Origin of the sequence: Collinsella aerofaciens, assembly GCF_040915545.1 — a bacterium.
Classification (GTDB): Bacteria; Actinomycetota; Coriobacteriia; order Coriobacteriales; family Coriobacteriaceae; genus Collinsella; species Collinsella aerofaciens_BE.
The window spans coordinates 1-14174 of sequence record NZ_JBCPDH010000040.1 but is presented as its reverse complement, the minus strand read 5'-3'; the positions used below and the strand labels follow the sequence as shown (position 1 = coordinate 14174).

General features: G+C 61.3%; 11 protein-coding genes. 8 read left to right on the top strand and 3 right to left on the bottom strand.

Annotated features, from left to right (window positions below; translation table 11 throughout):
- Positions 1-87 precede the first annotated feature (87 nt).
- Positions 88-729: a GNAT family N-acetyltransferase gene (locus AB5202_RS09280; RefSeq protein ID WP_055310399.1), complete on the bottom strand. Its 642-nt coding sequence runs from the start codon at positions 727-729 to the stop codon at positions 88-90.
- A gap of 277 nt (positions 730-1006) precedes the next feature.
- Here AB5202_RS09280 and purH point away from each other — a divergent pair, with 277 nt between their 5' ends.
- Both purH and AB5202_RS09270 read left to right on the top strand, forming a co-directional pair.
- Positions 1007-2614 (top strand): bifunctional phosphoribosylaminoimidazolecarboxamide formyltransferase/IMP cyclohydrolase, encoded by a 1608-nt coding sequence (gene purH / locus AB5202_RS09275; RefSeq protein ID WP_368144571.1) that lies wholly within the window; start codon positions 1007-1009, stop codon positions 2612-2614.
- 105 nt (positions 2615-2719) lie between these two features.
- Positions 2720-3430: a hypothetical protein gene (locus tag AB5202_RS09270; RefSeq protein ID WP_368144572.1), complete on the top strand. Its 711-nt coding sequence runs from the start codon at positions 2720-2722 to the stop codon at positions 3428-3430.
- A gap of 18 nt (positions 3431-3448) precedes the next feature.
- Here the strand turns inward: AB5202_RS09270 and AB5202_RS09265 are convergent, their stop codons facing one another.
- Positions 3449-4630, bottom strand: coding sequence for a PucR family transcriptional regulator (locus AB5202_RS09265; protein WP_368144574.1), 1182 nt, complete (start codon positions 4628-4630; stop codon positions 3449-3451).
- A 217-nt stretch (positions 4631-4847) separates the two neighbouring features.
- Here AB5202_RS09265 and AB5202_RS09260 point away from each other — a divergent pair, with 217 nt between their 5' ends.
- The 4 genes from AB5202_RS09260 to AB5202_RS09245 all read left to right on the top strand — a co-directional run bounded on the left by AB5202_RS09260 (position 4848) and on the right by AB5202_RS09245 (position 8929).
- On the top strand, positions 4848-5879 hold the full coding sequence (locus tag AB5202_RS09260) for an ornithine cyclodeaminase family protein (RefSeq protein WP_368144576.1): 1032 nt from the start codon (positions 4848-4850) through the stop codon (positions 5877-5879).
- Between the two features lie 24 nt (positions 5880-5903).
- Complete coding sequence (locus tag AB5202_RS09255; protein WP_368144577.1) at positions 5904-7034, top strand: aminotransferase; 1131 nt, start codon at positions 5904-5906, stop codon at positions 7032-7034.
- Between the two features lie 170 nt (positions 7035-7204).
- Positions 7205-7876: a response regulator transcription factor gene (locus AB5202_RS09250; RefSeq protein ID WP_271738149.1), complete on the top strand. Its 672-nt coding sequence runs from the start codon at positions 7205-7207 to the stop codon at positions 7874-7876.
- A 9-nt stretch (positions 7877-7885) separates the two neighbouring features.
- Positions 7886-8929, top strand: coding sequence for a sensor histidine kinase (locus tag AB5202_RS09245; RefSeq protein ID WP_368144579.1), 1044 nt, complete (start codon positions 7886-7888; stop codon positions 8927-8929).
- A 315-nt stretch (positions 8930-9244) separates the two neighbouring features.
- Here AB5202_RS09245 and AB5202_RS09240 read toward each other — a convergent pair whose 3' ends face one another.
- The gene (locus tag AB5202_RS09240) at positions 9245-9682 is read right to left on the bottom strand and encodes a universal stress protein (RefSeq protein ID WP_006235921.1); all 438 of its coding nucleotides are present in this window, start codon (positions 9680-9682) and stop codon (positions 9245-9247) included.
- 246 nt (positions 9683-9928) lie between these two features.
- Between AB5202_RS09240 and AB5202_RS09235 the strand changes: the two genes are divergently transcribed.
- Entirely contained in the window at positions 9929-10903 is a 975-nt protein-coding gene (locus AB5202_RS09235; protein WP_368144567.1) for an undecaprenyl-diphosphate phosphatase, read from the top strand.
- 333 nt (positions 10904-11236) lie between these two features.
- A complete protein-coding gene (locus AB5202_RS09230; protein ID WP_368144566.1) occupies positions 11237-14137 on the top strand; it encodes an ATP-dependent helicase in 2901 nt (966 codons plus the stop codon).
- Positions 14138-14174 lie beyond the last annotated feature (37 nt).

Sequence of the window (14174 nt, the reverse complement as noted above, 5' to 3'; positions counted from 1 at the left end):
CTGACCCCATATCGTTGGGGCCAGGCCCGATTTTGCCTCTTGACAATGTCCTGCTCATATTAAAAGGAACGTCCCTAAGTGCCGGGTTTAGGCTGTTAGATCGAGTTCGTAGAGGAAGCTTTCGCGCGGCATGTCGTGACGGCGCTCTTCGCGGTTGGCGCGGTGCGTGGCCGTGCGCTTAAAGCCGTGCAGCTCGTAGAACTTCCACGAGCAGTTGGAGTCGGTGTACAGGTGCGCCCTCGTCGCTCCAAGCGAGGACAGGTGCGAGACGGCGGCATCGAGCAGAACCGTGCCAACGCCCAGGCCATGGACATCGCGATCCACGGCAAGCAGCGTGACCTCGTTGTCGTGCGGCAACGGGCTGCTCTCGAGCAGGCGGTTGTTGGTTCGGATGGTTGCGCGCACAAACGAGAGATACTCGGCGCACGCATCGGGCTCTAGCTCACGCATCTGCGATAGCAGCGCGCGTTCGGTATCCATCCAATGCTCGTTGATAGTGGCGCCGGAGCTCTGTCCCGCACGCGCGAGCGAAATGCCACGCGCCTGACCGTCGATTACGGCAACCTGTGAAAACGTCGACGACGAAAGGCAATAGGCGAGGTCGCACGCGGCCTCAAGGCGGTTGTACTCATCGTTATCCGAATTGTTATGCCAAAGCTGCTGCAGAATCAGCGCGATGGCGTCGAAGTCTTCGGTATCAAACGGTCGGTAGAGAACCCGCGAGACCATGGTGCCTCTTTCTTTTGCGGATGCATATCGAGCACAGTTCTACCACGCCATTGGCATCTAATTATGGTGCCCCTGTGTTCCATGAACTCACCGTGCCCGGTGCCATGCCCATCCCCTCCGCTCGCAAACTTTTTCTGCACATGCGCCCGTTGCGGGATGCATCGATGCGCTCGATGCGCTACATTAAATCAGTATTTTCAATGCCGCTGCGCGAGCGCTGCAGATCGACGTATCACCGACTCACAGAGCACGGCGGCGTACCAGACAGGAGGACTGCATGGGATCTGATGTGAAGATCGCACGCGCGTTGATCTCGGTTACCGATAAGACGGGCGTCGTCGATTTCGCACGGACGCTGGTTGACGACTTTGGCGTCGAGATCATCTCTACGGGCGGCACGGCTCGTGCCATCGAGGACGCGGGCGTTCCCGTAACCCCCATCGAGGAGTTCACGGGCTATCCCGAGATGATGGACGGCCGCGTTAAGACCCTGCACCCCAAGGTTCATGGCGCGCTGCTGGCCCGCCGCGATTCCGAGCAGCACATGCAGGAGGCCGCTCAGCACGGCATTAAGCTGATCGACCTGGTCGTCGTCAACCTGTACGAGTTCGAGAAGACCGTCGCCAACCCCGAGGTCACCTTCGCGGACGCCATCGAGCACATCGACATCGGTGGCCCCTCTATGCTGCGCTCTGCTGCCAAGAACGCCGCGAGCGTTACCGTCATCTCCGACCCGGCCGACTATGATGCCGTCCTGGCCGAGATGCACGAGACCGGTGGCTGCACCACGCTTTCCACCCGTCGTCGCCTGCAGGTGAAGGTCTACCAGACCACCGCCGCCTACGACACGGCTATCTCCCGTTGGCTTGCCGCCCAGGCAAGCGACGTGGCGGACACCTCTGCCAAGCTCGAGATCTCGCTGGAGAAGGTCGACGACCTGCGCTATGGCGAGAATCCTCAGCAGAAGGCTACGGTCTACCGCTTTGCCGAGGGCTGCGAGAACACCGCGAGCTCGCAGTTCCCGCTCGTGGGCTCCGAGCAGATCCAGGGCAAGCCGCTCAGCTACAACAACTATCTGGATGCCGACGCCGCCTGGAACCTGGTCCGCGAGTTCGACGAGCCGGCCTGCGTAATCCTCAAGCACCAGAACCCCTGCGGTTCCGCCGTTGCCGAGGACATTACGGCCGCCTACGACCGCGCCTTCGCCTGCGATCCCAAGAGCGCCTTTGGTGGCATCATCGCCTGCAACCGCGAGGTTCCCTATGAGCTGGTCGAGCACTTTGCCGATCAGAACAAGCAGTTCGTCGAGGTTATCATCGCCCCGAGCTACACCGACGAGGCGCTCGAGCGCATGGCCAAGCGCCCCAACCTACGCGTGTTGGCGACCGGCGGCGTGGACCACGGCGCCCAGGTGGAGCTGCGCTCCATCGACGGCGGTATGCTGGTGCAGGAGGTCGACCACGTGACCGAGGATCCCGCGACCTTTACGTTCCCCACCGACCGCAAGCCCACCGATGCCGAGATGGCCGAGCTCGAGTTTGCCTGGAAGGTCTGCAAGGGCGTTAAGTCCAACGCCATCCTGGTTTCCAAGGGCAAGGCCGGCATTGGCATGGGCCCGGGTCAGCCTAACCGGGTGGATTCTGCGCTGCTGGCCTGCGAGCGCGCCGAGGACTTCTGCGAGCGCGAGGGCGTGGAGAAGGGCGGCTTTGCCTGCGCAAGCGACGCATTCTTCCCGTTCCGCGACAACGTCGACGTGCTTGCCGAGCACGGTGTGACCTGCATCATCCAGCCCGGCGGCTCCAAGCGCGATGACGAGAGCATTCAGGCCTGCAACGAGCACAATATTGCTATGGTCTTTACCGGCGCCCGCCACTTTAGGCACTAAGTTTCGCCCCGGAACAAAATAATCTCTGCAAAAGACGGCTGCTCCGTTTGGAGGGCCGTCTTTTTGGTATAAGAGGACGGAATGACTAACACGAAAGGTACAACCATGCCCCAGATTGATGATGCCGAGCTGTTTGGCAATGCCGAGGATCAGCGTGCGTACGAGGACTTTTGCGCCAATCAGGAGGCGGTCGAGAAGTTTACGCTCGACAAGCCCGCGCTTGTCTGCCGTTGGCGCATGTCCAATAAAAAGGTGCCCATGCTCAACCGCCACATTCGCGCACTGTCCGAGCGCCTGGTGCAGGGCGAGCCGCTTACCCATAACATGCTCAGCTGGGCCAAACAGCACGTTGAGTGGTCGCTTGCCGAGGGCGATTACACTGCGCACGACGGCGTACTCATGCTGGTGATCGACATCAACGGCAACGCCGCCATGACGGTGGGGGAGTACGAGCCGCTCGCCGATACGTCGGCCAAGGCGCTGCGTGCCCGTTCCGCCGAGGCCCGCTCCGAGGCCGACGAGACCGGCGTGGCGCCCGAGCTGCTCGCCGCCGTCAACAACGGCGAGCTTGCCTTTGTGGCGCCGGCGGACGAGTGCCTGTGCGGCACGGCGACGCTCATTGAGCAACTGGCCCAGACCAAGGGCATCCCGGTCACGCGCGTAGACATTCCCGCGCAGCTCAAGGGCGCGCTGTTCCTGGTGAGCGACGAGCACGGCGTGGTTCCCGCAACCGAGACGGACGCTGCGGAGACCGACGCCGCCACGGTCGCCTTCTTTGCCGACGGCTACGAAAAGCTCCGTGCCCGCCGCTCCTAACCTCAAGGCGGGGTTGGCTTACTGAAGCGAGCGAGCGCGTTCGATGGCGTAGGCGAGCGACAGCTGCTCCATCTCCGGGGCGCATTTGTAACTCAGTCCGGTGAGGGCTGTCACCTTATCGAGGCGATATCGAATTGTGTTCGGGTGCTGGCCAGTCTGCTTGGCGGTTCGCTCGATACGTCGGTCGTTCTCGATGAATGCGGCGAGCGTGGATTCCAGCTCGCTGCCATGCTCACTGTCGTGCTCGCGTATCGGCGAGAGAATCGCTTCCGAGAACGATCGCATCTCCGGGGTTTCCGCAAAAGGCATCACGGTTCTCAGGATGCCGAGCTGCGTATAGCGGACGGGACCCTCGGCTCGTTGACAAGATAGGCGCTGTGCGTAAATCGCCTGCGAGATCGCCTGCGCCACCGCCTCGTCTCCAAACAGAATATCGCTGATGCCGAGCCCTTCCGCTCCACCATCGATACCGCTAGCCTCGATGAGTTCCGTGAGCGCCTGCACGATTCGCTCCACATCGAGCGTCTGCTCCGAGTCGCTTGTCGCTACGAATAGCAATCCTCCGTCATAGGGTGCCAGCATGTTGTGGCATCCGGCGAGGGTCGATTTTGCACAGAGACGTTCGATTTGCAAAAACGTACGCGGGTCGAGGGGCTCTGCAAACGATGCGAACAGGGCGACCGCTTCGTCCAGAAATGACGGGTTGAGGCCTCGGATGCGTCGGCAGATGGACTCGGGCGATACGTCTGTCCTCAGGGCATCGATCTCGCGCTGTGCGAAGTCGATGGACGCGAGCTGCTCGATATGCCGTTTGACCTCATAGATGACGCTGTCAAAGAACAGTGAGTCGTCGGTCGTGAGAAAGACCGGGTAGTGCCGCGCGTTGGCGTAGCGGATGGCTTGGTCGGGAATCGGGATGTGCAGGACGTTTTTGATGATAAGACCGCTCGTTCCCTTGGCGACGAGGTATTTCACGGCTTCAGTGATGAGGTATGGGTCGTCCTTCGCATAGAGGAAGGTGCTGAGGACGATTTCGTCTGAGCTGAAGTTGGCGCGCTGGTACTTGTTCTTGAGGCCGGGCATAAGTTCATAATCGAGGATCCCGACGCCAGAGACGGCACGCGAGACGCCATCGCTGCCGGCGATTAGACGGACCGACCCCTCATATTCCCGTGAGAAGTCCGAGATGGTGTATAGCATCAACATCACCTTGTAAATCACTACAATAAGTACAGGTATAAATAGGATAATCGCACATCCGTATGCCGTTGATGCAGGAAATAGTTCAAATACCTGCTGATAGAACGAAAAATCAGATTGAGAATCGTTGTAGATTCCAACAAGAAATGATCCTTGGCGGCATCGTTACTAAACCGTACAGTGAGGCAACGTAAAGCTTTCGCTGAGAGGAGCGATGATGGGGCAGATGGTGGTGCTTTCGGCCGAGGAAGTTTCCAAGGTGCTGACGATTGAGGATGCAATCGCTGCCGTGGAGGAGGCATATCGCCAGAAGGCAACGGGCAAGGGCGTTGCGTGGCCGATGGTATATGAGCAGTTCGAGCCCGGCGTGGCCGATATGGATATCCGCTCGGGCGAGTTGGCGGGAAGCGGCCTCTTCGGTCTCAAGCTCACTGCTTGGTTCTCTCAGAATTCCAAAAAGGGGCTGCCCGAGATCTTTGGCACCACGCTGCTGTGCGACAGCGCGACGGGAGAGCCGTTGGCGCTGCTCAATGCCTCCGCCGTCACTGGACTTCGCACCGGTGCCGCCGCTGCGCTCGGTGCCAAGTGGCTGGCTCGGGCGGATGCGTCCAAACTGCTTGTTGCGGGTGCCGGCCACATGAGCATCTATATGGTGGCGGGCGTGCTCGCCGCCTGTCCCAAAGTGAGCGAGGTCAAGGTGTGGGAGCCAGTTTCCGATGCCGCGCCCGAGGCCCGCGTCGAGCGCATGCGAGACGAGGTCGCCCATATCTTGGGCGCCTGCGAGCATGCTCGCGAGGCATCCACCTATTCCATCGAGGCGACGGCCGACGGCCAAGGCGCCGCGGCAGAGGCCGACATCATCGTGACGATCACGCCGGCGACCAAGCCCATCATTCCCGATTCATGGGTGCGTCCTGGTACGCATATCTCCTGCGTCGGTGCCGACATGCCCGGCAAGCAGGAGCTCGCCTCGGCGCTTGTCGCCCGTGCCGCTGTTTACGTCGACGATCGCGAGCAATCCGTCGCGTCCGGTGAGCTGGAGATTCCGGTTGCCGAGGGTGTCATCACGCCCGAGGACATCAGAGCGGAGCTCGGCGAAGTCATCGCCGGCGCGGCTACGGGGCGTTCGGATGACGAGCAGGTGACGGTGTTCGATACGTCGGGCATCGCCGTTCAGGACCTTTCGGCATCGAAAATCGCCTACGACCGCGCCATTGAGGCGGGGCTGGGCACCGTGGTGGAACTGTAAGAAAGTCAAGGAAAGGAAACGACAATGCAGATCAAGGATTTCGCCGTCGAGCAGTGGATGAACGAGTGGGAGACCAAGTGCACCCACAACGTTGCGGAGACGTGCGTCTACTCCCTCACGCTCGACCAGCTGTTCGAGCTTACGAACACCGACAAGAAGGCGTGGCTCGATAGCCTGTGCTCGCGCCGATTCACCTACGGAGACATCGAGGGGCAGCCCGGCTTCCTCGAGGGGGTCGCGCGTCTCTATAAGACGGTCGAGCCCGGGCATATTGTGCCCACGCACGGCGCGACCGGTGCCAACTCCCTGGTTATTTCCACGCTCGTCGAACCGGGCGATCACGTAGTCTCCGTCAAGCCCACCTACCAGCAGCTTTACTCGATTCCCGAGATGTGCGGCGCGAAGGTCGATATCCTTCAGCTCGATCGCAAGAACGGCTACCACGTCGACGTCGACGCGCTCGATGCTCTGGTGACCGACGATACCAAGCTCATCTGCATCAATAACCCGGACAACCCCACGGGCTCCCTGCTCGACACCGATACGCTCAAGGCGATTGTCGAGGTCGCACGCAAACACGACGCGTGGGTGCTCTGCGACGAGGTCTACCGTCTGCTTACTCAGACGGATGAGTACTCCGAGTCCGTGATCGACCTGTACGACAAGGCCATCGTCACCGCATCCATGTCCAAGGTCTGGTCGTTCGCCGGCCTGCGTCTGGGCTGGGCGGTCACCAAGAGCCCGGAGCTCCGTCGCGCGCTGCTCTCGCATCGTGACTACAACCTGATTTCCGCTGGCATATTCAGCGAGACGGTGGCGGAGCTGATTCTGGGCAACGCTTCCGTGATCCTTGAGCGCAGCCGTCGCATCGTCCGTCAGAACCTTGCTGTTCTGGAGAAGTGGGTCGAGAGCGAGCCGCACCTGTCGTTCGTCAAGCCCGAGGCGGGTACCACCGCGCTCGTGTATTACGACTACGACATCGACTCCAGGACGTTCTGCATCGACATGATTAAGAAGTCCGGCGCGCTCGTCACCCCGGGCGATTGCTTCGAGGAGCCCAAGAGCATGCGCATCGGCTATGCATACTCCGATAACACCGACGACCTGCAGAAGGGCCTGGATGCCATCTCTGCATACATGCGTACGCTCGAGTAGAGGCTCGAGGTCGAAGTGATGAGGCCGATCGGTTTAGGACCGGTCGGCCCCTATTTTCTCTCAAGACTGCCGAACGCTTTTGTCACATTAGGTGCCCACGGGGTCGTATCGCTGCGACGCTGTGGGCATAATGGTGTGAAAGGTGCATGTTACGCGAAATGGGAGGACACATGGCGCTGATCTATGTCGTTGAGGACGACGAGCCCATTCGTCGTGAGCTTATCGACATCCTTGCCCGCGCCGGGTTTGAAATCGAGGCCTGCGAATCGTTTGAGCATGTCTCGCGCGATATTCTCGCCGCCGCGCCCGACCTGGTGCTGCTCGACCTCACGCTTCCCGTCAAGGACGGCCAGCATATCTGCCACGAGGTTCGCCGCGAATCCGAGGTTCCCATCATCGTCCTCACGTCGCGCACGACCGAGATCGACGAGGTCATGGCCATGACGCTCGGTGCGGACGACTTTGTTCCCAAGCCCTATAGCGCCCGTGTGCTCGTGGCGCGCATCAATGCCTTGCTGCGTCGCACCGCGGCGGCGGGCGAGCGCAGCACGCTCGTACACAAGGGACTGGAGCTCGACCTTGCACGCTCCATGGTCACCAACACGCTAACCGGCACCAGTACCGAGCTCACCAAAAACGAGCTGCGTATCCTCTCGCTGCTTCTGAGCCGCGCGGGCAAGATCGTTTCGCGTTCGGCCATCATGCAGGACCTGTGGGACTCCGACGCCTTCGTGGACGACAATACGCTCACCGTTAACATCAACCGCCTGCGCACCACGCTCGAAAAAATCGGCATCAAGGGGTATTTGACCACGCACCGCGGCCAGGGCTATTCGGTCTAGGGGCCGGCTATGTCGTTTGCCAAGTTCTTTAAAGACGCGCTGCTTCCCGTCGCCGTGTGGACGTGCGGCGTGCTGCTGAGCTGCTTTGTGCTGACGGTCGCCGGCGCACCCGTTTCTATCGTGGTCGTGGCGGTCGGCGTGTCCTATATCTTTGGTATGCTCGGCATCGTGATCGAGTACGCGCGCCGTCGTCGTTTTCTGCGCCAGCTGGAGCGTGCGGCCGAGGAGCTCGAGAGTCCCGCATGGGTGCAGGAGATGGTGCAATGCCCGACCTATGCCGAGGGCGAGCTCGAGTACGAGGTCTTGCGCCGGGTGGGCAAAGCCGCTTGCGACGAGGTTGCCGAAGGCCGCCGTCAGACCGATGACTATCGCGACTATATCGAGAGCTGGGTCCATGAGGCCAAGCTGCCCCTGGCGGCGGCCCATCTGATTTTGGAAAACCTGGACGGTAGCGAAGACGACCTGTCGCGCGTGGACGATCTGGCACGCGAGCTTGCCCGCGTGGAGCGCTATATCGACCAAGCTCTGTACTACGCGCGCTCGGAAGTCGTGGAGCGCGACTACCTGATTCGCCGCTGGGATCTCAAGACCTTGGTGACGGGCGCGATTAAAGCCAACGCGCGCGAGCTTATCGCGGCGCACGTGGCTCCGGTGTGCGAGAACCTCGACTTTGAGGTCTTTACCGACGAGAAATGGCTCGAGTTTATTCTGGGCCAGCTCATTCAGAACAGCATTAAATATGCGCGTGAGGACGGCGCAAAGATCGTGTTTTCGGGTGCGTTGCTGGACGAGGGTCTGGCGAGCGAGCGCATCGAGCTTACCGTCGCGGACAACGGCTGCGGCGTGTGTGCGGCAGACCTGCCGCGCGTGTTCGAGAAGGGCTTTACCGGCGACAACGGCCGCACCACCAAGCGCGCAACGGGCATCGGCCTCTACCTGGTGGCGCGCCTGTGCTCCAAGATGGGCATCGACGTCACCGCGACATCGGAGCCGGGCGAAGGCTTCGTCGTAACATTCGCCTTCTCAACCAACAAGTTCCAATATTTCGAGTAGTCGGGCCGTCTTGCGGTGCGGACGGCAATGTTCCCGAACGTGAACATAGCAAAGGCAATTGGCGCTATGTTCCCGAACGTGAACACAACTATGGGGGCTCAAATGAATCCCCCATAACAAAAACGTGTCGCCCCAAACAAAACGTGCCGCCCCAAACGGGGCGGCACGCCATTTTTCCATCAGACAACTCGTTGAAGCAAGGCTGCGAAGGCCGCGGGGCCGGGAGGGGTTTCCTAAGGGCACATCCCGCAGCCGCAACGCGGCGAGGACGTGCCCGTGGAAACCCCGCAGGCCCCGCGGCCGGTGGGAGCAACGCTACTTCACGACCAAGATGTCGCAGTCCGTGTTGCGCAGCAGGAACGTCGAAATCGAACCCAGCAGCGCATACTTGATCGAGGACAGGCCACGAGCGCCGCAGAGCACCAGGTCGGGCTTGACCACGTCGAGCATCTCGTCTTTGAGCGTCTCGCGAATGCGGCCGGCGCGAATCATGACCTCGACCTCGGGAATGTCGGGATTGGCCTTGGCCTCTTCGAGCTGCTTGGCGATGGAGTTCTTAAATGCCTCCTCTAGGCCGTTGACCAGATCGACCGGATAGGAACCGGCGCTCTCGAGCGCCGTGGAATCGATAACGTGGCCGATGATCAGCTTGGCGCCGTTGTTCGCGGCGACCTTGATGGCGCGTGCGAGCACAAAATCCTGCTGCTCAGTACCGTCGAGTGAAACAAATACCTTGGTGTAGCCCTCGTTCATGGTTTCCTCCTTGGTCTATCGCACGGGCGTGGGGCTCGTGCATCGGGCGGGCGCGGATGCGTGGCCGCCGGACACTTTATCTTGTTGCAGTTATACCCAAGGATTTGGGTTTGACCGCTCGCAATTCTGTGAACGGGCGAGTTTTTTGGTAAGGGTGGGCGCGGCTGCGGCCGAACGGTTGATAATGGGACATCGCCCGCACCGTCCGCAGAACAATATCGGCGGGTGTCTAACGAGGGGGTCCTTTTGGATATCATCGAGCTTCTAAAATCTGCCTTCATGGGCCTAGTCGAGGGCATTACCGAATGGCTGCCTGTTTCGTCGACCGGTCACATGATCTTGGTGGACGAGTTCGTCAAGATGAACGTGAGCGAGACGTTCTGGAATATGTTCCTGGTCGTGATTCAGCTTGGCGCCATTTTGGCCGTTTGCGTCCTGTTCTTCTACGACCTTAACCCGTTTTCTCCCAGCAAGGGCAAGGAGGGCCGTCGCGACACCTGGGTGTTGTGGGGCAAGATTGTGCTCGGCTGCATTCCCGCCGCGGCGATCGGTCTGCCGCTTAACGACTGGATGGAGGAGCATTTCTATAATGCTCCCGTCGTGGCGCTGGCGCTCATTGTGTACGGCGTGCTGTTTATCGTGATCGAGAACTGGCGCGCGAACAAGCGCGACCAGGCCGCTCTTGCCGGTTCGTTTGGTTCGCGTGCCGTGGTGGCGGGCGGACGCCCCGCTGGTGCGCATTTTGCCACTCCCGCTGCGACTGCCACTGTAGACGATGACGATAACCTGGACTTTGGCTCCATCACTACGCTCGAGGATCTGAGCTGGAAGACCGCGCTGGGTATCGGTTGCTTCCAGGTGCTCTCGCTGGTGCCGGGCACGTCGCGCTCCGGTTCCACCATCATCGGCGGTCTGCTGTTGGGTTGCACGCGCTCGGTGGCGTCTAAGTTCACGTTCTTCCTGGCCATTCCCGTCATGTTTGGCGCGAGCGCGCTCAAGCTGGTCAAGTACTTTATTAAGGGCGGTACCTTCGGCACCAACGAGATCGCCATCCTGGGCGTGGGCTGCGTCGTCGCCTTTGTGGTTTCGCTCATTGCCATCAAGTGGCTTATGGGCTTCGTCCGCCGTCACGACTTCAAGTGCTTCGGCGTCTACCGCATCATCTTGGGCATCGTGGTGCTCGCATACTTCTTTGTCTTGGAGCCGATGCTCGGCCTCTAACTTAGTCGACGCTGCGCGGCGGCCAGAGCGACAACTTGTCATTCAAAGAGGGTGGCATGACCAAAAGGTCTATGCTGCCCTCTTCTCATGCCAATTTGTTCGCTCTGGCCGCCGCTAGCTACCGTTGCCATGACATCGGCGGTTTCGTGATTGTCAATTGATTGGTGCAGACTAACCTGACCCCAATGCACCAAATCCGCTGGGGAGGGCCTGACGGTGGCGCACGGAGTCGTGGTGTGATTTGCGTCGGTGTCCGCGCGGCTCGGTATACTGGTACGGCTCAAACTATGGCGCCGCCCGCAGGCGCGCCGTCCGTCAGATGAGGAGTCGCCCATGACCCAGCCCTTGCCCTGGGAAAAGAACACCGCGGTACCCGTGCCGCTCGCGCCGGAACCCGTGTCGCTCGATGTATACACCGCCCCTGCAGCGCCGGAGCCCGAACTCGTCCCGCTCGACATCTACGACGCTCCTGCGCCGGCACCCAAGCCCGCCAAGCCGCTCGTCGACATAGACAGTCTTAATCCCGCCCAGCGCGAGGCGGTTCTGACCACCGAGGGCCCGTTGCTGGTGCTCGCCGGCGCCGGCTCGGGCAAGACCCGCGTCTTGACCTTCCGCATCGCACATATGCTCGGCGACCTGGGTGTTAAGCCTTGGCAGGTTCTTGCCATCACGTTTACCAACAAGGCCGCGGCCGAGATGCGCGAGCGTCTGGCAGCGCTCATCCCCAGCGGCACCCGCGGCATGTGGGTGTGCACCTTCCATGCCATGTGCGTGCGCATGCTGCGCGAGGACGCTGACCTGTTGGGATACACCGGTCAGTTCACCATCTACGATGACGATGACTCAAAGCGCATGGTGCGCGACATTATGCAGGCGCTCGGCATCGAGCAAAAGCAGTTCCCCATCAACATGATCCGCAGCAAGATCAGCTCGGCCAAAAACGCCATGATCGGCCCCGAGGACATGCTCAAGAGCGCCGATAGCCCCAACGACAAAAAGGCCGCGCAGGTCTACCTGGAGCTGGAGCGCCGCCTGCGCGCCGCCAACGCGATGGACTTCGACGACCTGCTCATGCGCACGCTCGAGCTGCTGCGCACCCGCCCCGAGGTGCTCAACAAGTACCAAGAGCGCTTCCGCTACATTAGCGTCGACGAGTACCAGGACACCAACCACGTCCAGTACGAGATCGCCAACCTGCTGGCCGCCAAGTACCAAAACCTCATGGTCGTGGGCGACGATGACCAGTCCATTTACAGCTGGCGTGGCGCCGACATCACCAACATCCTGGACTTTGAGAAGGACTTTAAAAACTGCAAGACCGTCAAGCTGGAGCAGAACTATCGTTCCACGGGTCACATCCTGAGCGCCGCCAACGCCGTGGTGCGCCACAACTCGCAGCGCAAGGACAAGCGCCTGTTTACGGCCGAGGGCGATGGCGAGAAGATCCAGGCCTTCCAGGCGAGTGACGAGCGCGACGAGGGCCGCTGGATTGCCGGTGAGATCGAAAAGCTGCACGCCAAAGGTACGAGCTACGACGACATCGCCGTGTTCTATCGTACCAACGCCCAGTCGCGTATCCTCGAAGATATGTTCCTGCGCGCGGGCGTGCCCTACAAGATCGTGGGCGGCACGCGATTCTTCGACCGTGCCGAGATCCGCGACGTTATGGCTTATCTCAAGATGATCGTGAACCCGGCCGACGAGATGAGCGTCAAGCGCGTCATCAACACACCGCGCCGCGGCATCGGTTCCACCTCGATCCAAAAGATCGAGCAGCTGGCGCGCGACAACCGCTGCTCGTTCTTCCAGGCCTGCGAGATCGCGTGCGCCGAGACGGGCATGTTTAGCGCCAAGGTCCGCAATGGCCTGTCGAGCTTTGTGTCGCTGGTGCGCGAGGGCCGCCGCATGGACGGCGAGCTCAAGGACGTCGTCGAGATGATCGTCGATAAGACGGGCCTGCTGCAGGCGTTTCGTGCCGAGGGCACCATGGAGTCCGAGAGCCGTGCCGAGAACATCCAGGAATTCCTGGGCGTCGCCGCCGAATTTGAAGAGACGCACGAGGATATCGAGGGTACGCTCGAGAGTTTGGAAGAGCTGCGCGCAGCCGGTGTTGCCGACGTGCCTGCCGGCGCCGAGCCCGAGCCCGTCGTGGTGAGCGCGCCCGCGCCCGAACCGGGGCCGTCCGCCCCGGCATCCTCGTTTGAGGCGCTCGTCGGTGCACGCGATGCCGCAGGTTCCAATCCGCTCGATAGCCTAGCCGCTCCTGCGCTGTCTCCGCAGGATGCCCTGGCCGCCGCCATCGCGGGCAACGCGTATGCCGCGCCGACTGAGCTGCCGGCGGGCGCCGTGCATGCCGACGAGATCGAGCGCACCTACGGCCCACTCACCTGTAAGGCGCTGCCGGCACTCATGGAGTGGCTGGCCCTGCGCTCCGACTTGGATTCCCTGGCCGGCGAGACGCATGCCATTACTATGATGACCATCCACTCCGCCAAGGGCCTGGAGTTCCCCGCGGTGTTCGTGGCCGGCATGGAGGAGGGCATCTTCCCGCACGTGCACGACTTTGGCGGCAGCGATGACCCGGGCAAGCTCGAGGAGGAGCGTCGCCTGGCCTACGTTGCCATCACGCGCGCCCGTAAGCGCCTGTTCTTGACCTATGCGGCCACGCGTCGCACCTACGGCTCGACCTCTGCCAACCCGCGCTCGCGCTTCCTCAACGAGATTCCATTTGAGGATATCGAGTTTAGCGGTATCGGTTCTGCCGGTTTTGAAGGCACGGGCTGGGAGAAACGCGGCGACCGTCGCGGCACCTTTGGCTCGGGCATGGGCTCGGATATGTATGGCGGCAAGGTATTTGGTTCGCATACGCGCTCGACCGGCGGTTCCGGTTCGCGCGGCGGATCGAGCTTTGACGACTTCTTTGGCGGCAGCAGCTACGGGACCGAGCGCCATCGTGGGGTCTCGCCCGACGCCGGCCGTGTTGCCTCGACCTTTGGCTCGGGCGCGCCGCGAGCCAAAAAGCCGTCGTCCAAGGTGTCCCCGACGGTGGAGCGCAAGGTCGATCGCGCCAGCGCATCGCAGGACTTTGCCGCGGGCGATACCGTGAGCCATAAGACCTTTGGCACGGGTACCGTGATCTCGGTCGCCGGAGACATGATCGAGGTCCAGTTCGAAAAGACCGGCCAGACCAAAAAGCTCATGAAGGGATTCGCTCCGATCGTCAAGCTGTCATAATCCCGGCGGACCTGGGCGGGCGTATGGGGCAACATCG

Excerpts from the sequence above, each read along its gene's own strand:
- AB5202_RS09280 (WP_055310399.1), bottom strand. The coding sequence starts at position 729 with ATGGTCTCGCGGGTTCTCTACCGACCGTTTGATACCGAAGACTTCGAC.
- purH (WP_368144571.1), top strand. The coding sequence starts at position 1,007 with ATGGGATCTGATGTGAAGATCGCACGCGCGTTGATCTCGGTTACCGAT.
- AB5202_RS09270 (WP_368144572.1), top strand. The coding sequence starts at position 2,720 with ATGCCCCAGATTGATGATGCCGAGCTGTTTGGCAATGCCGAGGATCAG.
- AB5202_RS09265 (WP_368144574.1), bottom strand. The coding sequence starts at position 4,630 with ATGCTATACACCATCTCGGACTTCTCACGGGAATATGAGGGGTCGGTC.
- AB5202_RS09260 (WP_368144576.1), top strand. The coding sequence starts at position 4,848 with ATGGGGCAGATGGTGGTGCTTTCGGCCGAGGAAGTTTCCAAGGTGCTG.
- AB5202_RS09255 (WP_368144577.1), top strand. The coding sequence starts at position 5,904 with ATGCAGATCAAGGATTTCGCCGTCGAGCAGTGGATGAACGAGTGGGAG.
- AB5202_RS09250 (WP_271738149.1), top strand. The coding sequence starts at position 7,205 with ATGGCGCTGATCTATGTCGTTGAGGACGACGAGCCCATTCGTCGTGAG.
- AB5202_RS09245 (WP_368144579.1), top strand. The coding sequence starts at position 7,886 with ATGTCGTTTGCCAAGTTCTTTAAAGACGCGCTGCTTCCCGTCGCCGTG.
- AB5202_RS09240 (WP_006235921.1), bottom strand. The coding sequence starts at position 9,682 with ATGAACGAGGGCTACACCAAGGTATTTGTTTCACTCGACGGTACTGAG.
- AB5202_RS09230 (WP_368144566.1), top strand. The coding sequence starts at position 11,237 with ATGACCCAGCCCTTGCCCTGGGAAAAGAACACCGCGGTACCCGTGCCG.